This window comes from Streptomyces sp. TAA486 (assembly GCF_000426165.1).
The window spans coordinates 260,586-283,159 of sequence record NZ_KE384504.1; the positions used below are offsets into that span (position 1 = coordinate 260,586).

The following is a 22,574-nucleotide window of genomic DNA, read 5'->3' on the forward strand; positions in this document are numbered from 1 at the left end:
TCGTCAGGGGCGGGGTCCGGTGAGCCAGGCCCGCAGTTGGGCACCGTGCTCGTCGAGCGCGGGGGGCGGAAGGTCGTAGCGCGCGGGGCTTTCGGAGAAGGTGATCGGGTTGCGCACGGAGGGGACCGCGCTGTCGCCCTCGCCGACCCGTACGACGGGGTCCAGGCCCAACTGCTCGGCGAACGCGACGCCTTCCTCGACGGTGTTGATCGGCCCGCACGGGACGCCCGCGTCCAGCAGTTCGCGGAACCAGTCCATCCGCCCCCGTGTCCGCAGGCGTTCGACCAGGAGCGGCCGGAGCTGCTCGCGGTTGGCCGTGCGTTCCTGGTTGGTGCCGAACCGCGGGTCCTCCGCCAGCTCCGGCACGCCGAGCACCTTGCACAGGTTGGCGAACTGCCCGTTGTTGCCGGCCGTGATGATCAGGTCGCCGTCGGCCGTGGGCAGCGGCTCGTACGGGAAGAGGCTGGGGTGTGCGTTGCCCATGCGGTGCGGGACGACCTCCCCGGCGACGTAGGCGCTGGTGTGGTTCACCATCCCCGACAGGGCCGTGGCGAGCAGGTTGACCTCGACGTGCTGCCCGCGGCCGGTGCGGTTGCGATGCTGAAGTGCCGCCAGGACCCCGATGGTTGCCTGCATGCCGGACATCACGTCGAACACGGAGATACCGGAGCGGAAGGGCGGTCCGTCGGGGTCGCCGGTCAGGCTCATCAGCCCCGATATCGCCTGCACGATGAGGTCGTAGCCGGGCAGGGCGGCGCCGCCGCCCGAGCCGAATCCGCTGATGGAGGCGTAGACGACCGCCGGGTTCCCCGATGCCACGGTGTCGTAGTCCAGGCCGAACTTGGTGAGGCCGCCCGGGCGGAAGTTCTCCAGGACGATGTCGGCCCGCGCTGCCAGCTCCTGGGCGACGGCGCGGTCGTCGGCGTCGCGGAAGTCGAGCGCGATCGACCGCTTGTTGCGGTTCATGCCCAGGTAGTACGTGGCGACGCCGTCGCGGAGCGGGGGCGACCATGTGCGGGTGTCGTCGCCGTCGGGGCCCTCCACCTTGACGACGTCGGCGCCCATGTCGGCCAGCAGCATGCTCGCGTACGGCCCCGCCAGGATGCGTGAGAGATCGGCGACGAGCAGCCCTTCGAGAGGCCGGCGCCCTTGGCCCTGCTTCGCGTCATCCACCGGGACATCGAACAAGAGAGGCCCTCCCTGCCCGCTCTCCGGACAACTGTCCGGACGCGGGCAGCATCGGCGCGCGCACTGCCGATGTCAAGAGCGGCCCCGGTCAAGGACGGGTCAGGAGACCTCGGGCTCGACCACCGTGCGGGGCAGCGCGTCGTGGAGCGCCAGCTCGGCGCTCACCGCGCTCGCCGTCTCCCGCAGCAGCGGGAGGTACTCCCCGGTGAGGGTCTCCACGGACGTCTCGGCGGCATGGACGGTGACGTTCATGGCGGCGACGACCTTGCCGGTGCCGTCACGCAGCGGCGCCGCGATCGACCGGATGCCGGCGGCCAGGTCCTCGTCGGTCAGGGCCCAGCCGCGCGCCCGCACCTGGCGCAACGCGGCGTCCAGCTCGGCCCGTTCGGGCTGCCACTTCGCGACGACGCCCGCGCGGCTCGGTTCGGCGAGCGTGCGCTCCAGCTCGCTCTCGTCGAGATCGGCCAGCAGGATCTTTCCGAGTGATGTCGCCGGGGCCGGGAAGCGCGTGCCGATCTGGACAGCCAGCGTGATGATCTTGGGTACGGCGACCCGGCCCACATAGACGATGTCGGAGCCGTCGAGCTGCGCCATCGAGCTCGACTCGTTCGTCTGCGCCACGAGTTTCTCCATGTGGGTGCGCGCCACCTCCCACAGCCCCATGCCCTGCACATACGTCAGGCCGAGCTCGAGAACCCGCGGGGTGAGGGCGAAGCCGCCGCCGACCGCGCGCACATAGCCGAGCGACTCCAGGGTGCGCAGGATCCGCCGCGCCGTCGGACGCGCCAGCTGGGCGGCCGCGGCGACCTCGCTCAGCGACATCACCGGCCGATGCTGGTCGAACGCCTTGATGACGTCGAAGCCCCGAGCGATGGACTCGATGAAGTCGGGGTCTGGGTCACGGCGGGGCATCGGCACTCCTGCAGCTGGCTGCGTCTTGCGACGGCACGTTCCCGGGCCCCCGACGCGCGGTCGCGAACTCGCGGACCTTTCAGTGAACCATGAGGCACGTTCCCGAAGTGCCGTGACCTTGACACCGTCCAGGTCCGCTCTTACTTTACTGCCCCACGGACGACTGTCCGCACACCGGACACCCCGAGGAGCACGCCGTGACGAGCGTTCCGCAGCAGCAGGTGGAGACCGGGAACACGCCGGGAGGGTCCGGCACCGCACCGAGGGTGGTCGCCGTCGGCTTCGGCGTCCTGTGCCTCTCGTACATGCTCAACGCGATGGACCGGCAGATCTTCTATCCGCTGCTGCCCGCCATCAGCGGCGAGTTCGGGTTCAGCCTCGAACAGGGCGGCACGCTGGCCACCGGCTTCACGCTGGGTCTGGCCGCGGCCGGCCTCGTCGGCGGCTTCCTCGCGGACCGGCTCTCGCGGCGGAACATCCTCGTGATCGCCGTCCTGATGTACTCGGCCGGCACGGTCGGCGTTCCTCTGGCCGGCGGCTTCGTGGACATGAGCGCCTACCGGCTGCTCTCCGGCGTCGGCGAGGGCATACACGCGGCAGCCCTCTACGCGGTCGTCGGTGCCTTCTTCTTCCACAGGCGGGCGGTGGCCGCCGGGGTCGTGGGCGTCTCGTTCGGCCTCGGCATCTTCCTCGGCCCGCTCGTCGGCACGCAGATCGTCGCCGCATGGGGCGACTGGCGGGGACCGTTCTACCTCTTCGCCGCGGTCGGCGTGGTCATGTCGCTGCTCATGGTGGCGGCCGTGTCCAAGAAGCTGACCGAGGCGGTCGGCACACCGGGCGCCGCGGCGCAGACGTACGACCACGTGCCCGCGAACCCGCTCAACCGCAACACCTTGGGACTCGGGGTGGCCTGCGTCGTCTCGGGCCTGGTCTTCTACGGCTTCCTCGGCCTCTACCCCACGTTCCTCGCGAAGGAGCTGGGCTTCTCCCCCGGTGAGGCGGCCTTCGCGCTGTCCATGGCCGGGTTCGGCGCCATGATGGCCCTGCCCGCCGGCTGGCTCGGGGACCGCTACGACCAGCGCATGCTGCTCGCCGTCGGGTTCGTCGGAGCTGCCGGCTGCACCTTCCTCGCCTACCAGGTGGTGACCTCGCCGGCGGCCCACTACGTACTTGCCTTCCTCATCGGCACGTTCGCCAGCGGCTTCCTGTTCACCAACTGCACCACGGCCATGCAGCGGGCGGTGCGGCCCGAACACGTCGGACGCGGCGCCGGGATGTTCATGCTCACCTACTACGTCGGCGCCGCCTTCTCCGGCCTGATCTTCGCCTGGCTCGTCGGGCGCATCGGGTGGGAGGGCGCCGGACTGTGGCAGCTGACGCTGCTGCCCGTCCTCGGGATCGCCGGACTGAGCCTGGTGCGCTCCTCGCAGATGCTCGTCCCGTACGCCTCCCCGGCCAAGTGACCACCACCCGCACGCGTGCACAGAGCTGGAAAGGACGAACATGACAACCGGCGGTTCGCCTCAGCGGATGTTCCCGTCAGAACGTGCCGTCGTGTTCCGCCACGGCACCGTGCTCACGATGGACGAGCGCAGGTCGGTGCTCACCGACGCGGACGTGCTCGTGATCGGTGAGCGCATCAAGGCCGTCGGAAGGCGGTTGGAGGTCCCCGAGGGCACCGTCGAGATCGACGCCGCCGACGGCATCGTGATGCCCGGCATGGTCGACACCCACCGGCACATGTGGCAGACCGCGATGCGCGGGTACGGCGCGGACTGGACCCTGACGCAGTACTTCGTCTGGTACTACCTCGAACACGGCAAGCTCTTCCGGCCCGAGGACATATACGCCGGGAACCTGCTGTCGGCCGTCGAGTCGCTCGACGCCGGCGTCACCACGACCGTCGACTGGTCGCACGGACTGCAGACCACCGACCACGCCGAGGCCGCCGTCGACGCCTTGGAGGCCGTGCCCGGGCGGTTCGTGCTGGCCTACGGCAACATCCAGGCCGCGCCCTGGGACTGGTCGGCGAAGCCGGAGTTCCGCGCTTTCGTCGAGAGGCGGTTCAGCGGCAGCGACATGCTGGGGTTCCAGATGGCCTTCGACGTGACGGGCGATCCGGAGTTCCCCGAGCGGGCCGCCTTCGAGGTGGCGCGCGAGCTGGGCGCCCCGGTGACGACGCACGCCGGCGTGTGGGGCGCGACCAACGACGACAGCATCCGCCTCATGCACGACCACGGGTTCATGACCCCCGGCACCGTCTACGTGCACGCGGCGACGCTGAGCGCCGACTCCTACCACCGCATCGCGGCCACCGGAGGAACCGTGTCGGTGTCCACGGAGAGCGAGCAGAGCTGCGGCCAGGGCTACCCGCCCACATGGGTGCTGAGGGCGCACGACATACCCGTCGCACTCTCCATGGACACCAGCGCCTGGTGGAGCGGCGACCTCTTCTCGGCGATGCGCTCGACGCTCGGAGCCGACCGCGCACGCGAGCACCTGGAAGCGCACGCCGTGGGCGGCACGGTCACGCACTGCCGCCTGCGTGCCGAACAGGTCGTCGAGTGGGCGACCCGCGGCGGGGCGAAGGCTCTCGGGATGGAGGACACGGTCGGCAGTCTCGAGACCGGCAAGAAGGCCGACATCGTGCTCATCAAGAACGACGAGTCACCGGTCATGTTCCCGGTCCTCAACCCGTACGGGCACGTCGCGTTCCAGGCGCAGCGGGGGGACGTGCACACGGTCATGGTCGACGGCCGGGTGGTCAAGCACGACCACCGGCTCGTCGACGTCGACCTCCCGGCCGTCCGCCGCACCGTCGAGGCCACCGTCGATCATCTGCGCGGCGCGCTCGGGGACGAGGCATGGCGGCAGGGCATGAACCCGGACGTCCCCGAGACCGAGGTGCTGGACAACCCGTACACGTACACCGGGTTCCGCAGCGCCGCCACGCACAAGGCCGCCGGCTAGCCGCCCCCCGAACTCCGGTCGCGCCGGCCGGTGTTCGGGCGAACGCCGGCCGGGAGCGGATCCCGGCCGGCGCTTCGCGCGCTACGGGCGACTGTCCACGCGGCGGTCCGGACCGAGGTGCCGGGCGAAGAACCGCAGGGCACTGTCCAGCTCGAATGCCGGGATCTCGCCGTGCTTGCCGGGATTGGCGTGCAGCGTCTTCCCGTCCGAGGCCAAGGCGTCGAACAGCTCCAGGCTGCGGGCGCGTGGCACCCGTTCGTCGTCCCACTGCACCAGGAACTCGACCGGGACGGTGATCCGCGCGGCGGCCTCTGCCAGTGCGGGCGCACCGCCCAGTCCCAGCACCGCGGCGCGCACGCGCGGTTCGGCGGCGACGAACGGAACGCCGAGGCCGCATCCCAACGACACGCCCCAGTATCCGGCCGGGCCTGCGCCGACGTGTTCGAGCTGCTGGACCGCGTCCAGGACCGCCCGCCATTCCGGGACGGTCTGCCGGGCCACGAGCGCCTGGAAGTCGGCGATCAGCGGGGCGAGTTCCTCCCCCGCCTCCACGCGGGCCTGGTTCTCGGTCGCGATCCTGTCGTAATCCTCGTCCTTCGGCCGGTCGCCGTGGCCGGGCACATCGACCGCCACCACCGCGAACCCGCAACGGGTCACGAAGCGGAACGCACGGTCGACGATGCCGGGGTCCTTCTTGTGCCGGCCGCCGCCGTGTCCCATCAGGACGAGGGGGCGGGTGCCGGCGGCGCCTTCCGGCGTCCACAGCACGCCGGGGATTCCGTCGAGGGTGAAGAGCTGTTCGCGGACGCCGTCCGAGGACGTCTCAGAGGTGAACTGCATTGCGGTGCAAGCCTTTCGGGATGCCTTCCGCGGGCACTCCCTATGCCGTGCGAAGGAGGGAGCCCCGACCTGTCCTTGCGTTGATCGGTCTCACCTCCTCGGTTCGCAGCAGCGCGCAGCGACGCCGCAAAGTACCACGCCCGGGCGCTGCCAGCCCCCTCCGCGCAGGCCGTTCGCCGGGGCGAACGTCGCCCGGCGCGGCACCGGTTGGGGAGGAGGAACGCCATGCCGGGGGCCGCTCGCGCGGCGCCCCCGGCAACGAGGCCCGGGCCGGGGCCCGTTGCGCCCGGACAGGCCCTAGCCGATCGCCTCGGCACGCAGCATCTCGGCGGCATCGGCCATCGCGCGAAGCTTGCCCTCGGCGGACTGCCGCGGCAGATACTTCATGCCGCAGTCCGTCGCGACGACGATGCGCTCCGGATTCACGTACGGCAGCGCGCGCCTGACCCTGGCCGCCACGGTCTCGGCGCTCTCCACGGCCGGATCGGAGAGGTCGATGACGCCGAGGATGACCGTCTTGTCCGGCAGGTGCTTGAGCACCGAGGTGTCGAGACCGGACTGTGCGGTCTCGATCGAGACCTGATCGCAGGCGCAGTCGGCGAGTTCGGGAAGGAAGGAGTAGCCCGACGGCCGCTCGTGGATGATCGCCGCATAGCCGAAGCAGATGTGCACCGCGGTGGTTCCCGGTGCGCCTTCCAGCGCCCGGTTCAGCGCCTTCAGGCCGAACTCGCGCGCCGGCTCGGGACGTGCCTGCATGTAGGGCTCGTCGAGCTGCACGATGTCGGCACCGGCCGCGAAGAGGTCGTGCACCTCGGCGTTGACGGCCTCGGCGTAGGCCATGGCCATCGCCTCGCGGCTGCCGAAGTGGTCGTCCTGCGCCTGCTGCGACATCGTGAACGGGCCCGGCACCGTGACCTTGATGACGCGGTCGGTGTTGGCGCGCAGGAAGCGCACGTCGTCGGCCTGGACCGGCTGGGGCCGCCGGATCGGGCCCACGACACGCGGTACCGGGTTGGGGTGGCCGCTGCGGTCCAGCGCTTCGCCGGGGTTGTCGATGTCCACGCCTTCCAGCGCGGTGGCGAAGTGGTTGGAGTAGCTCTCCCGCCGCATCTCGCCGTCGGTGATGACGTCGAGGCCCGCTCGCTCCTGCGCCCGGATGGCGAGCAGGGTGGCGTCGTCCTGTGCCTCGGCCAGATGCTCCTGATCCGGCCGCCACAGCTCACGGGCGCGGACCCGCGGTGGGAACCGGTCGGCCAGTCTCGCCCGGTCGATGAGCCACTCGGGCTGCGCATAGCTGCCGACCAACGACGCGGGGAAGAGTGGAAGGTTCCGCATGGGGCGAACTGTGCAGGACTTCACCCGGTCAGGCAATACACCTCCCACGATCTCATCTTCCGGTTCTTGGGCGGCACGCTCCCGCCGAGGTGAAAGGGGAGGAGCCGGCACGGCAGTTCGGGCGCACGCGAGACGATCGCGCCACGCACGCGGAGAACATCAGCGAGGAGGCCCGCGGTCACCGGGACCTCCTGGGGGCGGCTCGGCACGGGAGAATCCTTCGGCCCGCTGCTGGGGACCCGGCGTTGCGAGGCCGGGAGGTCGTGGGTCGTCCGGATGCGGAGCGTCAGAGGTCCGGGACGGCGAGGTGGTCGGCGCTGCCGCCGTGCCATTCGACGAGGAAGAGGCTCGCGTCGTCGGTGGTGGCCCCGCCCCGCTCCCGCAGCAGGGACTGGGACAACTCCCGTGCCATCTGCGCTACTCCGTCGCAGAGCGGTCCGGTGCGCTCGATGGTGTTGATCATGCGTGTTTCGCCGAACTGTTCCCCGCCGATCCGGTGTTCCTCGATGAGGCCGTCGGTGTAGAACATCACCCGGTCGCCCTTGGTCAGTTGCATGGTGGACACCTGCGGTACGGCGCCGCCGAAGCCGACCGGCAACGTGGTCGGACTCTCCAGCTTCTGGATGACTCGGTGACCCCGGATCAACAGCGCCGACGGGTGGCCCGCGTTGACCCACTGCAGCTGGCCGGTCTCCACGTCCAGGCGCAGCATCTGGGCCGTCACGAACTGCTCCGGCCCGAACTGCGCGTCGACAGCTCTGTCCATGAAGGAATAGAGCTCAGCGAGCCCGATCTCCGCACGCCTGGCGTGACGGTAGGCGCCGATGGCGACGGTCGCCAGCACGGCCGCGCTCAGCTCGTGACCCATGGCGTCGATGACGGCCAGATGCAGGATGTTGTCGTTGAGGGCGTAGTCCAGGCTGTCCCCGGCGATCGCGTGGGCGGGTTCCAAGGCGCCGGCCAGGGACACCTGAGGGGTGTTCATCGACAGCGGAGGCAGCAGGGACCACTGGATCTCTGCGGCCACGGTCAACGACTTGCCACGACGCCGAGCCTTGAAGAACTGGTCGGTGTAGCTGCTCTTGGTGACCACGATGTCCGCGACGAGGCCGGCGAGCCTGCGCAGCAGCCTCCGGTCGTCCTCCTCGACTGCGTCCAGGGTGAGGGCCATGACGCCCACGACGTCGCTGCCGTCGAGCAAGGGCAGATACATCCGCACGTGCTCCGCCTGCCGCTCCTCGACCACACGCTTGCTGAGGAATGCCTGACCCGCGTGTGAACCGTCGATGGGCAACGCGTCACCGACACGGAGTCCACGGCCCGGCAGCGGCGCCAGCATCAGCTGCTCGTAGTCCTGCAGGTAGATGGAGACGTCCCGGCCGCCGACCTTGGCGGCCTCTTCGGCCACCAGCGGCGCGATGAGGTGCGCCGGCATCTCGTGAGCCCGGTCCAGCAGCTGCCCCAGCAGCCGCTCACCGAACCCCTCCGAGAGGTCCACATTCACCCGGCGACCCGGCTTTCGACCTTGCTCCACCGGTGCCCCTCCCATTGGCGAACGACTATCCCCGCATAACCAATAGAACGGTTCAAAAGCAACGACCCAGCCGTGCGCCTCACCTGATTGGAAGGGAGGTCACGGCAGCGCCGGAGGGGCTGCGCCATGCGACAAGGGTGGTGTGCAGCCACGCGCGCCGCACCGTCTCCGCGTCTGCCGGATCCGTCGCCCATCCCCGACGTGCGAGGGCCAAGGCGTAGCCTCCGAGCCCCCGGCCGACGTGGGCGGGCAGCAGCCCGAAGGCAGCGAGTCCCACGTCGCCGCCCGCCGCAGGCAGGGGCGAGTCAGGTAACAGCGGCGTGTTGGAGCCGAAGTGACGCTCCTTCGTGAAATAGCTACTGCTGTTCCTTGCGCGGTCCTACGGATCGTGTTCAGCGCGCCATGAAGTGGAGAAATCATGCGCATGCTTCGCGAAGCTGCCGTCGTGGCCGCCGTGGTCGGCAGCCTCGGCATGGTCGGTACCGGCGTCGCCTCCGCCGGCGGATGGGAGCCCCCGGAGCTCCCGAACGTCACCTGCAACCAGCCGAACGGTGACGCCTCCCGCGGCTCCGGCTGCGGCAACGGCCAGACCTCCGGTTCCGCCACCGGCGGAGACGCGACCGTCGTCACTGGCACAGGTGGTGGCGGCGGCAACAACTGAAACGCCGTAGCGACGCCCGGGCACCCGCGCGTCTTTGAAGGGGCCGGCAGTCGAGTCGGCCCCGCTCACACCAGGTCGGTGCAGCGGCATGGGGCCGGAGCTGCCGGGTCACGGAACAGTCGCTCGTTACGCGTGTCCCGGGTGTCTGCGGTGACAACATGCGGGTGGTCGCTGCGCCGCCCGTCCGCGTTGCTCCGGTGGTGGAACAGCCGCTCGGGCAGCCCATGACCCCATGACTGCTGGTCAGAACGAGCTGATGGACGAACGATCGGGGCCCCTCTCGTCCCCATGTCCCGTGACCGACCGCCGTTCCCCGTGGGGTTCCGTCCGATCGGGCACGCCAGGGGACATGTGCGCAGCCGGTCCGCGGTGCGGGCTCCGCTTACCTCTCAGGTAATCGAGCCCTGTGCGCCGGCATGGCACGCTCTCGGCATACGCAGCTCCATCGACCGGAAGGAAGCCATGCCCGCCTACGTCATAGCTCACCTGCAACAGGCCGCTCCGCACCCGGAGATCGCCGAGTACATCGAGCGACTCCCCGCCACCTTCGAGCCGCACGGCGGGCGTTACCTCGTGCACGCCACGGAACACGAGGTGAAGGAAGGCAGATGGAGCGGGCACGTCGTGATGATTGGCTTCCCGGGGATCGCCGAGGCGCGGGCCTGGTGGGACTCACCTGCATACCGGGAGATCGCACCGCTGCGCTCCCGGCACATCGAGGGCGACATCATCCTGGTCGAAGGCGTCCCCGAGGACTACGACCCGACTGCCGCTGTGAAGGCGATGCGGGAGGCCCTGCCGGCGGAATAGCACTCGGGCTCGGCCGAGTCCGGCTTTCCGAAGCGACGTTCCGCACCGGTCGGCGCGGTCGCTGTACGTCGGTGCTGTACGGCACGACAAAGCCCCGGGGAGATTCCCAGGGGCTTCTTTGATGTGCGAGCTCGGCGGTGTTCTGGTTCAGGACATCGGAATGACCTCGGCGTCAGGGTCTGGCGATGTCGAAGAGGCGTCTGGTGCTGTAAACCTGCAACCTTCTGATCCGTGGATTCGGGCACACGATCTCGTTGCGCCGCATGAGGCCACGGGACCATGAGCGACAGCGAGTTGGCGGCCGCCCTCGTGTGGTGCCGTTGCTGTCAGCGTTGCTGTCGCGCAGAGCTTCCGTCGTGGGGCTGAGCGGGCAGGCGCAGGGCAAGGATGGCGATGTCGTCGTGGTCGTCCCCGAGATGCTGATCAGCGAGGGTCCGGCACAGCTCGTCCAGCGGCAGGTGGGCGCTGCCGCCGGCGATGGCGGCCAGGGAGGTCAGGCCCACGTCGATGGACTGGCCGGGGCGTTCCACCAGCCCGTCGGTGAAGAAGATCACCGTGGCGCCTTCGGGCAGGGACCGCGTGCTGGCGAAGCGGTGCCTGCCCGGCTCGACACCGAGCGGCAGTCCGGGCTCGGTGTACAGGTACTCGGCCGCGCCGACGGGGGTGAGCAGCAGGGGCGGGAGATGGCCCGCGCTGCTCCACCGCAGCCGCCAGCCGTCGCCGCTCGGCTCGATGCAGGCCACGCATGCGGTGGTGACGGGGTTCTCGTTGATCGCGTGCAGCGTCCGGTCGAGTGTGGCCAGCACCGAGCCGGGCGCGGAAGGCTGGTCGTAGAACAAGGCACGCAGCATGTTGCGGATCTGGGCCATCGCGGCGGCGGCTTGCAGGCTGTGCCCGGCGACGTCGCCGATGACGGCACCGACGGAGCCGCCGGGCAGCGGGAGCGCGTCGTACCAGTCACCGCCCAGCTGCTCCGCGGCGGGCCGGTAGACGACGGCCGTCTGGAGGGGGGACAGGTCCGGCAGTGTCGGCAGCAGCAGCCGCTGGAAGGCGAGCCATCGGGAAGTCACGTCCCGCAGCGAGACGACAGACAGCGGAGCGCCGTTCGCGGTGGTCGCGCTGACGCGCATCTCGACAACTCTGACGCCGCCCCCGGGCTGCCTCAGCTCCACGTCTGTCGACTGGCCGTCCACGATCGGGAAACCGAAGGGGGTGTCCATAAGGTCCTGGGCGGGGCGGCCGAAGAGCTCCGTCGCGGCTGGATTGCACAGCCGGACGATCCCCTGATCGTCCACGGCGATGATCCCGTCGGCGGACGCGGAGATGACCAGGTCGATGAGGTCGCCTCCGAGTCCGCTGGTCCCGGCTCCGGGCCTGTCTCTCGCCATGGGGGTACGCCGCTCAGATGTCATCGCCGATGACGCCCGGCCACGGTGGCGTGTCCAGGCCGACGGCTTCCATGTCGTCGAGGGTGGCGACCGGGGCGCCGATGTGCATGCCGCCCGAGTCGATGGTGATCTGGCGCACGGCCTCGTCGTGGGCGGAGCCGCGGTTCTGCACGACGGCTACGGTGCGCTTGATCATCCCGGCGTTCTGGAAGTACCGCAGTGCGATGGTGACGTCGGTGAGGCTGGCCAGTTCACGCGCGATCGAAGGTGTCTGCGCAGGTGTGAAGCGGCTGGTGGGGGCGGAGGTGAACAGCGTGGTGATGCGGTGCTGACGGACGACCGCGCCCAGCGCGATGACCAGGTCGAGGAGCGCCCTCGGTGTGGCGATGCGTTCCAGCGCGGACAGGGTGTCGATGACCAGGCGCTCGGGCTGGAAATCCATCACGGCCCGCCTGATCCGGATGAAGTAGTCCTCCAAGGAGGCCACTTCGGGGTAGTCGCACACCACCTTCAACTGGCCGCCTTCTTCCATGGCCTCCAGGTCGATTCCCCACCCGTTGGCGTTGCGCCTCATCTGCTCGCGGGTCTCGTCGAAGGTGAACCCCAAGCAGCGCTCTCCCGCTGCGACACCGGCCTCCAGGAACTTCAGACTGGTCAGTGTCTTGCCGGACCCGGAGGGCCCGGACAGCAGGACGACAGCGTCCCGGTAGAACCCGCCACCGCACATCCGATCCAGCCCGGAGTTACCCGAGGACACGCGGGTACTGGATGCGAGCGTGGACGGCATACCGAGGAAAGCGAGGGGGATGACCACGAACCCATCGCGAGGGTCGATGGTGAACAGCCATTCCCCCGTGCGGTGCGGGGCACCGCGGAGCTTGACGATCTCGACGGTCCGGCGCCGACGCTCCTGGTACAGCACGTTGCGCAGGACGATCACGTTGTCGACGACGAACTCCTCGACCCTGTACCGGGATACGCCGTCGTACTCACTGTTCCGCTCGGCCGTGATGATCGAGGTGACTGCGAGCGAGGTCAGGGCGGAAGCGAGCCTGTAGCTCTCCCGGCGGACGATCCCGGGGTCGGCGTACCGGGCGAACACGGCCCCCAGCGAGTCCAGCACCACCCGGGAGGCGCCGATCCGGTGGACCGCGTGCTCGATGCGGGACAGCAGCGCGCCGAAATCGTAGGCTCCGATGACGGCGGCTTCCTCGTCCTTGCTCTCGGCGGCATCGACGAACACCCACTTCCCCTCGGCTTCCCACTGCTCGATCGGAAAGCCCAGCGAGACGAAGTTGCGGCGGATCGCTTCCGGCGTCTCCTCGAAGGTGACGAACACCCCCGGCTGGTCGTATTTCGCGATCCCGCGGGCGATGAACTCCCCGGCAAAGATCGTCTTACCGCTGCCGGTCGTGCCGGTGACCAGAGTCGGCCTGTGTGCCGGCAGTCCGCCGATCGCCACCTCGTCGAACCCGTTGATCCCGGTGGGAACCCGCTCGATCGCCTCGGTCTCAAGCACCGCCCGCCTCCTTCTCCTCCCGGACTTCCTGCGACTCACCCGGCAGATCCAGCGCGTTCGCGACTCTCGGAGGGTCGGACAGGTCCCCGACGACCCGCAACTGCGGCAGCGGCCGCAGTCTGACCACAGTCGGCGTGGCCAGGATCCGCTGCTCCTCCGCCAGCCCAGGCCGATCCACCACGTCCACCACTTCCACCTCGTACCCGCCCGGCAGTCGGGTCTCGGCAAGGGCACGCAGATTCGACTCGGCAGCGCTGGACCGCTCAGACTGCCCAGCCACAAAAAGGCGGAACGCGTAGTCCGTCACCAACCATCACCCCCCTGCCGGGTTGCCCGGAACGCTGAGGAGCCGCTGCCCGGTCGCCACAGCCCGCGGCACCGTCCCGCCTCGACCGGCTTCCCGTGACGTCCATCCAGGCACCTGCCCTTTCCAGACCGAGTAGCACCCGGGAACTCCATCAGGAGACACGCTGCGCAGCCCTTGTCAGAGGCAGGAGTACAGGCCCTGCCCGTATGCGCACGGCGGCCCACCGACGGTCGTGCCGCTGAGCAGATGGGCTGCTCCGCCCTCTCACGATCACCCCGCATGCCGCCGGGCGCCCGCGGGATACGGCCATACGGGTGATGCGGTAGGCGCACGCGCGCTGGGTCGCGATGCTGTGGCGGCAAGCCCCTGCCGTGTCCCCCCGGGGACCCGACGGGCGGGGGCGAGAGGTCAGGCCGACAGCCCCCTCATCGCAGCAACCTCCCAGGCGCGCGCCGTCAACTCGCGTACCGCACGGACCTTGCCGCTCTTGAATGGGCAGCCGCAACGACTCGCGCATGGCCGCGATCGACCCCTCCAGGTCTGTGAACTCGTAGCGAACGTGCGCGACATGCCTTCGGTCGTGTCGGAGACGTCCTCAACGACAGCGACGAGAAGACGAGGACGGCGACCCAGGTGCAGCTCCAGCAGTCGTTGAAGCCCGCTCTGTGGCGGTTGCTGGCAATCACTGCTGTCAACGGCATAAGCAAAGGCCCCTTGGGAGTTCCCAAGGGGCTTCTGACCTGTGCGCGCTCGGCAGGATTCGAACCTGCAACCTTCTGATCCGTAGTCAGATGCTCTATCCGTTAAGCTACGAGCGCTTGACACGTGGGCTGTTGATCAACCCTGCGATGTTGCGGGAACAACATTACATGAACGGCGCCCAGAGGCGAAATCTGTTCTCCGCACCCACTCTGAGCTGCGAAAAGACCTTCTCGACACCCTGACGGGACAAGCCTCTCGATCCCTTCCCGAGACCCTTCTCCGCACACACGAAACCCCGGCCACGAGAGCCGGGGTTTCGGCGATCTTGGAGATCGGAAGCGGAGGCTGAGGGATTTGAACCCTCGATGGGGGGTTATCCCCAAACCGCATTAGCAGTGCGGCGCCATAGACCAGACTAGGCGAAGCCTCCCCGCACGACCGCGACCTGACGGAGCGGTGCGTGCCGATGATGGCACAGCCTCACGGGCTGTCTCCAATCGACCCCTACCGTACTCGGTCCCGGCACCGCCGAGCAAAGCGATTCGCGGCACCGACCGCCGGTGACCGGGAATGATCCGCACTCCGGCCGACGACCCGCGCGGCCCGTACGTCACGACACCGGACCCGGCGCCTGACCCCGGACCTGACCGGCACCAGGAAGATCGTCCCGGAGGGGCCACGGGACGGCCGCGCCCGGGAGCGGGGGCCCGCGGCAGCGCCCGGGCGGCGCCCGCCGTCCCGTACGCACCCCTCTCTTGTGCACTCCGTACAGCACTGGCCGCGTATATGCCCGCTGGCCGTAGACTCCCCTCTGGTGGCACGCCCGGGGTCGGCGGCACACTGGCAGCCGTGACCGAACGCAGAGGGCCGGGCGACCGGTCACCCGCACGATGTGTCAGCAGGGAGGAAATTCCGTCGTGAGCAGCAGGCCGTCCCGAGGCGCTGCTCGTCTCGCCGCCATACTCGACGCACTGCCTGATGCGTTGCTGCTGGTCAACTGCAACGGCACGGTGGTGAACGCAAACACCATCGCGCTCGAAGCGTTCGAGGCCCCCGGCACCGCACTGGTGGGACGAGGGCTGCTCGATCTGCTGCCCGAGTTCGATGCGAAGCGGATCCCGGGTTCCATGCGCAGGCCGGACGAGGCCGCCGCAGAGCTGGAGCAGCGCCAGCTGCCTACCCGCATGGTCGCGAGGCGCACCGACGGCAGCGAGTTCAACGTCGAGGTCACCAGCGCGAACCTGGAGGACGGGCGCACGCCCTACGCCTCGGCCTTCGAGGCGGCCTTCGCCGATCACGGCCCCGGCAGCGGCAACTCCTACACGGGCGACGAACTGCTGATGCTCGTCGTACGGGACCTCACGGGCACCCTCGACACCGAGGCCGAACTCGCCCGCCAGCAGCGCCAGACCGAGATGATCCTGCGCGCCGCGTCCGAGGGCGTCATCGGTGTGGACACCGACGGAGTGATCGTCCTCGTCAACCCGGCGGCGGCCCAGATCCTCGGCTACCGCGCAGGCGACCTCGGCGGGCAGGACCTGCACTCGCTGGTGCTGCACTCGCGTCCGGACGGGAATCCGCTCCCGTACGAGGAGACCACCCTCAGCGACACCCTCAAGTCGGGGCGCAAGCACCGGGTGCGCGCGGGTCATGTGCTGTGGGCGAAGGACGGGCAGGCCGTGCCCGTCGACATCACGACGGCACCGGTGCGCGACGGCGAGCAACTGGTCGGCGCTGTGGTGACCTTCAGCGACCGGCGTGCCCAGGAATCGCTGGCCGCGCGGCACGAGCAGCTGCTCGCCGTGCTGCAGGACTCGCTGCGCGGGCCGCTGGACCAGCTTCGCGACGAGCTGTCCGGGCTGGCCGCCGACCCCGCCGGGCAGCTGTGGCCCGAGGCCAACCAGATCCTTCACCACCTGGCGGCGGGCTACGCCCGCATGACGACGCTCGTGGACAACGTGCTCGGCTATCAGCGCCTCGACGCGGGCCGGGAGAAGCTGCGCCGCGAGATGACGTCCCTGGACTCGGTCGTGGCGAACGGCGTCGAGGGCGCGGTCGAGCTGATCGGGCCGGGGCGCGCGCAGTTCGTGGTGCACGCGCCGCCGATCGAGGCCGAGGTGGACGGCGAGCGGATGACGACCGCGCTGGCGCATCTGATCGCGGACGTGGCCGGTGTCGACGCGACGGGCAACACCCTCGTGGTGACGCCGGGCGTCGACAACACGATCGTGGTCGCCGCGGCCCAGCGCGGAGACGTCGTACGGATCGAGGTGCGCGGGCCCTACGGCGGCGGCGATCCCGTGCATCTGCCGATCGTCCGCGGCACGGTCGAGCGGCACGGCGGTGTGCTGCAGACGCACGAGGTGCCGGGCGCGGGCGGCAGCGCGTACGTGCTCGAAGTGCCCCTCAAGGCGGACACCGCGGTAGCCGCCGCCGAGGCGGCCGCCGGTGGTGACCGGGCCGGTGCCACGGGCGAGGGGTCCGCTCAGCGAAGCCGCGAGGGAAACGAGACGACGGTGATGCCGGTGCCCGCGCAGCCTGTGCGCGGCACGGAGGCGCCGGCGGACCAGCCGGCAGGGGCGTGGACGGGCACGGGCGACGTCTCGGACGCGCCGCCCGCAGCGGGCATCCCGGACCAGTTCCAGGCACGGCACACACAGGAGCAGGACGAGGGGACGCCGACCGGCCGCCGCCGTGGCCGTCCCAGCCCGGGCGAGGCACAGCAGGAGCAGCAGGGCGCAGCCGGTGACACAGCCGCGGGTGCGGACGCGGCCGGTATGACGGTGCCGCAGCAGGCCGGCGCGGGCCGGCGGTCGCGGCGAACGCTCTCACCGCCCCCGGCCGGTACGGACGGTGCCGGCATGCAGGCTCAGCCCGCGCAGGCCGAAGAGGCCGCGGGCGCACAGCCGTTGCCCTCCCAGCAGGCTCAGCCGGGAACGGGCCGGAGGGGCCGCCGCCCCGCACAGGAACAGCCGGGTCAGCCGCAGCCGGCGGAGGCCCAGCAGGCACAGCACGGCCAGGGCGATGACGGCGCGCAGTCGGGCGGCCGCAGGGCGCGCAGGCTCGCGCGGGCAGAGGGCGAAACCGGCCAGCAGGGCGTCCAGTTCGCGGCGGCGCCCGGTCAGCCGCAGTCCGCCGGCAACGGTGCGGCCCCGGCGGCCGACGAGGGAGCGGCGGCCGCACAGCAGAACGGTGCCGTGCCGCAGCAGCTCCCCGCCCAGCAGGTTCCGGCACAGCAGAGCGCCCCGCAGCCCGAGCAGGAGTCCGGGCAGGGCGAGCAGGCGGTGGAGCACCAGGTGGTCGCCGCCAGTCCCATCCTGGGCGGCGGACCGCTGCCGCAGAACATTCCGCAGCAGCCGCGCGGCCTGCCGATGCCCGGCGCACCGAGTGCCGAAGAGCAGGCGTCGTACGAGACCGGGCATCACCGCGTGCAGACGCTCGGCCAGGGCGTCCCCGTCACGCCGGGAATGACGGAGAGGGCCGGCGGTCCGCAGGCCTACGGGCACTCCGCGACCCGCGCACCGGTGCCCTCGCCCCATCAGGCGCACGCGCCCGCGCCGGCGACGGCCATACCGTCCACTCCGTCGACGCCGCCCGGTCAGGGCAGGCGTCGCAAGCTGGCGGCGCCGGATCAGGGCGGCGGGCAGGCCGGTGGGCAGCAGCCTGCCGAGCGGCAGGCGCAGGGCCGCAGGGGACCGGCGCCCGGTCACGGGAATCCGCCCCCGGCGCGCGAGTTCACCATCGGCGCCCCGGCGGCGGGCACCGCCGAGGGTCCGGAGCCGCTGGACGGCCCGAACAGCCCCGTCGAGCTGACCGACGGACGCGGCTTCCCCCTGCCGAGCCAAGCCGACGACGAGATGCCGCCCGAGCCGCTGGACAATCCGCGGCGGCTGCTGGTGTGGCCGGAACCGGACGCCGCGACGCAGCACGCGCTCTCGTCGCACGGCTACCGTCCCGTCATCGTGCACTCGCGCGAGGAGGTCGCGGCTCAGATCGCGGCCCGTCCCGCCGCGCTGTTCGTGGACCCGCTCACCGGCCCGATCACGCGCACCGCGCTGCAGGCGCTGCGTACGGCGGCGGTCGCCGCCGAGGTGCCTGTGATGGTCACATCGGGGCTCGGGCAGGCGACCCGCGAAGCCGCGTACGGCGCCGACCCGGCCGTCCTCCTCAAGGCCCTCGCCCCGCGCGACAGCGAGCAGCACCCGCCGCGTGTGCTCCTGGTCGAGGAGCGGCCGCCGATCGCGGGCGCGCTGGCCGCGTCCCTGGAGAGGCGCGGAATCCAGGTCGCGCACGCGCAGACGGACGAGGTCGCGGTCAACGTGGCGGCGCAGATGCGGCCCAACCTCGTCGTGATGGACGCGATGCAGGTGCGCACCCGGCGTGCCGGGATCATCGACTGGCTGCGGGTGAACAGGCTGCTGAGCCGGACGCCGTTCGTCATCTACACGTCCGCCGACATGAACCCGGCGGACCTGCCGCGACTGGCGACGGGCGAGACGGTGCTCTTCCTCGCGGAGCGGTCGACGAGCGACGCGGTCCAGCAGCGCATCGTGGACATGCTGTCCAAGATCGGCGCGCAGTGAGCGTCCCGTTCGGAACATGATCTCCGCGCGTTGACGCGGGCGGGCACGGGAATTCCGCGGCCGTGCCCGCCCGGGCCGGCCCCGGCGCGTCTGCCCGGACCGGCCCCGTCCGTCCCTCTCAGAGCCGGGTGACGTCCAGCTCTCCTGCCGCGAACTGCCCCCGCAGCACCTTCTTGTCGAACTTGCCGACGCTCGTCTTCGGCACGGCGGGGATGAGCGCCCACCGCTCCGGCACCTGCCAGCGTGCGATGCGCTCGGCGAGGAAGGCACGCAGTTCCTCGTAACCCACGTTGTCCGCGCCCTCCTTGAGGACGACGGTGGCCAGCGGCCGCTCCCCCCACTTCTCGTCCGGCACCGCAACGACCGCCGCCTCGGCGACGGCCTCGTGTGCCATGAGCGCGTTCTCCAGCTCGACGGAGGAGATCCACTCGCCGCCGGACTTGATGACGTCCTTGGCGCGGTCGGTGAGCGTCAGATAGCCGTTGGGGGTGATCACGCCGACGTCGCCCGTGCGAAGCCATCCGTCGGGGCTGAACTTGTCCTCGGGGCGCAGGGGTTCGCCGGTCGCGCCGCCGTAGTAGGCGCTGGTGATCCAAGGGCCGCGCACCTCCAGCTCGCCCGGCGACTTCCCGTCCCAGGGGGCGAAGCTGCCGTCCGGCGCGGCCAGCCTGGGCTCGACGGAAGCGGGGAAGCGGCCCTGGCTGATGCGGTACGGCCACTCGTCCTCGGCGCTGAGCCCGGCGGGCGGGTGGGCGAAGCTGCCCAGGGGCGAGGTCTCCGTCATGCCCCAGGCGTGGCAGACGCGCACGCCGTGGTCCTCCTCGAAGGCCCGCATCATCGCCGGCGGGCACGCGGAGCCGCCTATGGTGACCAGCTTCAGGCTCGATATGTCGCGCGGCTTCTCGACGAGTTCGCTCAGCAGTCCCTGCCAGATGGTCGGTACGGCGGCGGCGTACGTGGGGCGTTCGGATTCGATCATCTCGGCGATCGGGCCGGGCTGCAGAAAGCGGTCCGGCATCAGCAGGTTCACGCCGGTCATGAACGTCGCGTGGGGCAGTCCCCAGGCGTTGACGTGGAACATCGGCACGACCGGCAGCGCGGTGTCGGCGTCCGTGAGGCCCATGGACTGCGTCATGTTGACCTGCATGCTGTGCAGATACATGGAGCGGTGGGAGAAGAGGACGCCCTTCGGGTCGCCGGTGGTGCCGGAGGTGTAGCACATGGCGGCGGCGTCGCGCTCGTCCAGCTCGGGCCAGTCGTAGGTGGAGGGGCGGCCCTCCAGCAGCTGCTCGTAGTCGTGCACGGACTGGCGGCAGCCGTCGAGCACGGAGGTGTCACCGGGACCGACGACGACGATGTGCTCGACCGACTCCAGGGACGGCAGCAGGGGAGCGAGCAGCGGGAGCAGGGAGCCGTTGACCACGATGACGCGGTCGGCGGCGTGGTTGATGATGAACACCAGCTGGTCCGTGGGCAGCCGGAGGTTCAGGGTGTGCAGGATCGCCCCCATAGAGGGGACGGCGAAGTACGCCTCCACGTGCTCGGCGTTGTTCCACATGAGGGTGCCTATGCGGTCGTCGCGCACGATGCCCAGCTCGTCGCGGAGCGCGTGGGCGAACCGGGCGGCACGCTCACCCGTCTCCCCGAAGCTCTGCCTGTGCGGCTCCCCCTCTCCCGTCCAGGTCGTGATCGTCGATTCCGCGTGAACGGTCGAACCATGACGGAGGATGCGTGAAACGAGCAGGGGTACGTCCTGCATTGTGCTGAGCACCTGGGGCCTCCCCGAGTTACGGACGGGTACTGGTGCTGCGATTCTGGACGCATACCGCGCGGTACGTCACTACTCGGAGGCGAGAACTTCAAGGCAGGACGGGGTGCGGCACGCACCGGGGAACGCCGGGAACCGTCTCGTCCGCACGTCTGCGGCACCTCGGTCGCACCTCTGCCGGACCGAGGCCGCACTGCTCAAGCCGCCGCGGCCGCCTCATGAGCAGGCTCCGCGGTCCGGGCCGGCTCGGCCGGCTCGTCCTCTCCGGCGCCCAGCACGTCCGTCGCGAGCTGCGGGTCCTCGCGGAGCTTCGAGAGCGCGCGCGAGACGGCGCTCTTGACCGTCCCCACGGACACCCCGAGCACCGCGGCCGTCTGTGCCTCGCTCAGGTCCTCGTAGAAGCGCAGCACGACCATCGCGCGCTGCCGGGCGGGCAGTTTGAGGATGGCGTGCCACAGCGCGTCGCGCACCGCCTGCGCCTCGGCGGGGTCGGGTCCCTGCTGCGGCTCGGGCTCGGGCAGTTCGTCGCACACGAACTCGTCGACTCGGCGCTTGCGCCACTGCGAGGTGCGCGTGTTCACCAGTGCCTTGCGCACGTAGCCGTCGAGCGCGCGGTGGTCCTCGATCCGCTCCCAGGCCAGATACGTCTTGGTGAGCGCCGTCTGGAGCAGGTCCTCGGCGTCGCAGGGGTTGGCTGTGAGCGAGCGCGCAGTGCGCAGCAGCACCGGCCCGCGGTCCCGCACGTACGACGTGAACGTCAGCGGCGTCACGGACGGAGAGGTGTTGCGGGCCGTCCCGGCTGTCCCAGGCGTGGTCATGGCTCAACGCTAGGAGCGGGCGGCCCGCCGCGGATCGCCCCGAGGTCCCGAAGCGGCCTCCGCCTCTGGGGGGAGAGGCGGTGCCGGCTCCACCTCCGCTGGGTGGACCCCGGGGGTACCCGGGGGTCAGGGTGCCTCAGGGGCGCGCCTCCGGGTCCGGGGCGCCGTGCCGGGACGAGCGGTTCGGGCCGGGGGTCAGGGGATGACGGCAACGGGGGCGTCCACGAGATTGCGGTCGATGGTCAGGCGGCGGCCGCCGTAGGTGCGGGTCACGTTGCCGTCGTACTGGTGGATGCGGCGGTGCGGCTGCCAGGCACCCGCGTCGATGTACTTGTTGCTGGTCACGGACGCCTTCGCCTTCCAGTCCGCGAACCACAGCACATCGGGAAGGTCCTTCCTGCCCGCCTTGCGCGCGCCGTTCATGTGCGCGATGCCGGAGTTGGAGCTGCTGTAGAAGCCGGGGAGGTAGCCCGCCTTGCGCACGGAGCGGTTCCACCCCTGGATGAAGCTGAGCGTGGTGGCGGCGCAGCGCGTCGAGGAGTTGTCGTAGGACTCCATGTCGAGGTAGACGGCGCTGTGCCTGGCCATGTCCAGCTTCTTGGCCGCGGCCACGGCGTCGCGTCCCTCGCGCAGGCCCTGCCGGGTGGGCGCGGTGTGGCTCATCGAGTACCGGCCCTTACGCGCGGATTCGACGCAGGGCGACTGCGAACCGATGTAGATGGGCAGCACCTTCCAGCCCATGCGGTCCACGGACCGCATCCAGGAGGTGTTCAGGTTCGGCTGGTTCGGGCATGCCCGGGCACGGCCGCCGATGTAGACGCCGACCGCGCCGAACGGGGATGTGCCGTCCCATGCACGCATGAGGGACGAAGAAGGGGTGTGGCAGGTGTCGAAGGCATGGCCCTGGAAGATCTCGGCGCCTGTCAGGCGGGGGTCGCGCTTCAGCCGCTTGCCGGAGACGGAGCCCTTGCGGGCGCCGGGAGTGGCGGTCGCGGTAGACGTCGCAGCGGGCGTCGCGGTGGCCGTCGGAGTTGGGGCCGGGTCGGCCGCCTGCCCGCTCGCGGCGTGCGCGGGGATCTCGTCGGTGGCGGCGAGGCCGGTGAGCAGGGTGATCGAGGCAAGGGAGACGGCGGTTTTGCGAATGATGTGATTTTTATGCCACATGGCCCGAGTGAACGGGCACCACGCGGCGGCGCCGCTGAGGCTCGCCGCCGCAGCAGCGGTTTCGCCCGACTGGGC

General features: G+C 70.5%; 16 protein-coding genes and 2 tRNA genes. 5 read left to right on the plus strand and 13 right to left on the minus strand.

All coding sequences use genetic code 11. From position 1 onward, the window contains the following. Nucleotides 1-3 precede the first annotated feature (3 nt). Nucleotides 4-1,173, minus strand: a complete 1,170-nt coding sequence (locus I004_RS0130895; RefSeq protein ID WP_028438630.1) for a CoA transferase — start codon at nt 1,171-1,173, stop codon at nt 4-6. Nucleotides 1,174-1,287: 114 nt separating this feature from the next. Next, nucleotides 1,288-2,100 (minus strand): IclR family transcriptional regulator domain-containing protein, encoded by an 813-nt coding sequence (locus I004_RS0130900; protein ID WP_028438631.1) that lies wholly within the window; start codon nt 2,098-2,100, stop codon nt 1,288-1,290. A gap of 197 nt (nt 2,101-2,297) precedes the next feature. Between I004_RS0130900 and I004_RS0130905 the strand changes: the two genes are divergently transcribed. Next, entirely contained in the window at nt 2,298-3,563 is a 1,266-nt protein-coding gene (locus I004_RS0130905) for an MFS transporter (protein ID WP_051345631.1), read from the plus strand. A 40-nt stretch (nt 3,564-3,603) separates the two neighbouring features. Then, nucleotides 3,604-5,070 carry an amidohydrolase family protein gene (locus I004_RS0130910; RefSeq protein ID WP_486580725.1) on the plus strand — a complete coding sequence of 489 codons (1,467 nt, stop codon included), beginning with the start codon at nt 3,604-3,606 and terminating at the stop codon, nt 5,068-5,070. Nucleotides 5,071-5,151: 81 nt separating this feature from the next. Here I004_RS0130910 and I004_RS0130915 read toward each other — a convergent pair whose 3' ends face one another. The 3 genes from I004_RS0130915 to I004_RS0130930 all read right to left on the minus strand — a co-directional run bounded on the left by I004_RS0130915 (nt 5,152) and on the right by I004_RS0130930 (nt 8,794). Beyond that, the gene (locus I004_RS0130915) at nt 5,152-5,910 is read right to left on the minus strand and encodes an alpha/beta hydrolase (RefSeq protein WP_028438634.1); all 759 of its coding nucleotides are present in this window, start codon (nt 5,908-5,910) and stop codon (nt 5,152-5,154) included. A 297-nt stretch (nt 5,911-6,207) separates the two neighbouring features. Next, nucleotides 6,208-7,245, minus strand: coding sequence for a uroporphyrinogen decarboxylase family protein (locus I004_RS0130920; protein ID WP_028438635.1), 1,038 nt, complete (start codon nt 7,243-7,245; stop codon nt 6,208-6,210). A 286-nt stretch (nt 7,246-7,531) separates the two neighbouring features. Then, the gene (locus I004_RS0130930; RefSeq protein ID WP_051345632.1) at nt 7,532-8,794 is read right to left on the minus strand and encodes a PP2C family protein-serine/threonine phosphatase; all 1,263 of its coding nucleotides are present in this window, start codon (nt 8,792-8,794) and stop codon (nt 7,532-7,534) included. A 409-nt stretch (nt 8,795-9,203) separates the two neighbouring features. On the opposite strand from I004_RS0130930, the gene I004_RS0130935 reads away from it, so the two are divergent. Continuing rightward, on the plus strand, nt 9,204-9,440 hold the full coding sequence (locus I004_RS0130935; protein WP_158677156.1) for a hypothetical protein: 237 nt from the start codon (nt 9,204-9,206) through the stop codon (nt 9,438-9,440). A gap of 462 nt (nt 9,441-9,902) precedes the next feature. Continuing rightward, a complete protein-coding gene (locus tag I004_RS0130940; RefSeq protein ID WP_028438639.1) occupies nt 9,903-10,250 on the plus strand; it encodes a DUF1330 domain-containing protein in 348 nt (115 codons plus the stop codon). Nucleotides 10,251-10,576: 326 nt separating this feature from the next. On the opposite strand, the gene I004_RS37230 is transcribed toward I004_RS0130940, so the two are convergent. The 5 genes from I004_RS37230 to I004_RS0130965 all read right to left on the minus strand — a co-directional run bounded on the left by I004_RS37230 (nt 10,577) and on the right by I004_RS0130965 (nt 14,596). Then, a complete protein-coding gene (locus I004_RS37230; RefSeq protein ID WP_051345633.1) occupies nt 10,577-11,638 on the minus strand; it encodes a SpoIIE family protein phosphatase in 1,062 nt (353 codons plus the stop codon). A gap of 13 nt (nt 11,639-11,651) precedes the next feature. Then, on the minus strand, nt 11,652-13,157 hold the full coding sequence (kaiC, locus tag I004_RS37235) for a circadian clock protein KaiC (RefSeq protein ID WP_078511957.1): 1,506 nt from the start codon (nt 13,155-13,157) through the stop codon (nt 11,652-11,654). Further along, nucleotides 13,150-13,464 carry a circadian clock KaiB family protein gene (locus tag I004_RS0130955; protein WP_051345634.1) on the minus strand — a complete coding sequence of 105 codons (315 nt, stop codon included), beginning with the start codon at nt 13,462-13,464 and terminating at the stop codon, nt 13,150-13,152. The genes kaiC and I004_RS0130955 overlap by 8 nt, the downstream gene beginning before the upstream one ends. Nucleotides 13,465-14,209: 745 nt before the next feature. Next, nucleotides 14,210-14,282 (minus strand) — tRNA-Arg (locus I004_RS0130960). Between the two features lie 223 nt (nt 14,283-14,505). Beyond that, nucleotides 14,506-14,596 (minus strand) — tRNA-Ser (locus I004_RS0130965). Nucleotides 14,597-15,083: 487 nt separating this feature from the next. Here I004_RS0130965 and I004_RS0130970 point away from each other — a divergent pair. Further along, entirely contained in the window at nt 15,084-18,749 is a 3,666-nt protein-coding gene (locus I004_RS0130970; RefSeq protein ID WP_028438641.1) for a PAS domain-containing protein, read from the plus strand. A 118-nt stretch (nt 18,750-18,867) separates the two neighbouring features. Here the strand turns inward: I004_RS0130970 and I004_RS0130975 are convergent, their stop codons facing one another. The 3 genes from I004_RS0130975 to I004_RS0130985 form a co-directional block, all read right to left on the minus strand. After that, complete coding sequence (locus tag I004_RS0130975) at nt 18,868-20,520, minus strand: long-chain fatty acid--CoA ligase (protein ID WP_028438642.1); 1,653 nt, start codon at nt 20,518-20,520, stop codon at nt 18,868-18,870. Nucleotides 20,521-20,714: 194 nt separating this feature from the next. After that, nucleotides 20,715-21,335: a SigE family RNA polymerase sigma factor gene (locus tag I004_RS37240; protein ID WP_078511959.1), complete on the minus strand. Its 621-nt coding sequence runs from the start codon at nt 21,333-21,335 to the stop codon at nt 20,715-20,717. Between the two features lie 195 nt (nt 21,336-21,530). Then, entirely contained in the window at nt 21,531-22,499 is a 969-nt protein-coding gene (locus I004_RS0130985; RefSeq protein ID WP_078511960.1) for a glycoside hydrolase domain-containing protein, read from the minus strand. Between the last annotated feature and the right edge of the window lie 75 nt (nt 22,500-22,574).

Bases quoted from the DNA above. Each gene is read 5' to 3' on its own strand.
- I004_RS37240 (WP_078511959.1), bottom strand. From the start codon at position 21,335: ATGACCACGCCTGGGACAGCCGGGACGGCCCGCAACACCTCTCCGTCC.
- I004_RS37230 (WP_051345633.1), bottom strand. From the start codon at position 11,638: ATGGCGAGAGACAGGCCCGGAGCCGGGACCAGCGGACTCGGAGGCGAC.
- I004_RS0130935 (WP_158677156.1), top strand. From the start codon at position 9,204: ATGCTTCGCGAAGCTGCCGTCGTGGCCGCCGTGGTCGGCAGCCTCGGC.
- I004_RS0130920 (WP_028438635.1), bottom strand. From the start codon at position 7,245: ATGCGGAACCTTCCACTCTTCCCCGCGTCGTTGGTCGGCAGCTATGCG.
- I004_RS0130985 (WP_078511960.1), bottom strand. From the start codon at position 22,499: ATGTGGCATAAAAATCACATCATTCGCAAAACCGCCGTCTCCCTTGCC.
- I004_RS0130915 (WP_028438634.1), bottom strand. From the start codon at position 5,910: ATGCAGTTCACCTCTGAGACGTCCTCGGACGGCGTCCGCGAACAGCTC.
- I004_RS0130930 (WP_051345632.1), bottom strand. From the start codon at position 8,794: ATGGGAGGGGCACCGGTGGAGCAAGGTCGAAAGCCGGGTCGCCGGGTG.
- I004_RS0130910 (WP_486580725.1), top strand. From the start codon at position 3,604: ATGACAACCGGCGGTTCGCCTCAGCGGATGTTCCCGTCAGAACGTGCC.
- I004_RS0130900 (WP_028438631.1), bottom strand. From the start codon at position 2,100: ATGCCCCGCCGTGACCCAGACCCCGACTTCATCGAGTCCATCGCTCGG.
- I004_RS0130940 (WP_028438639.1), top strand. From the start codon at position 9,903: ATGCCCGCCTACGTCATAGCTCACCTGCAACAGGCCGCTCCGCACCCG.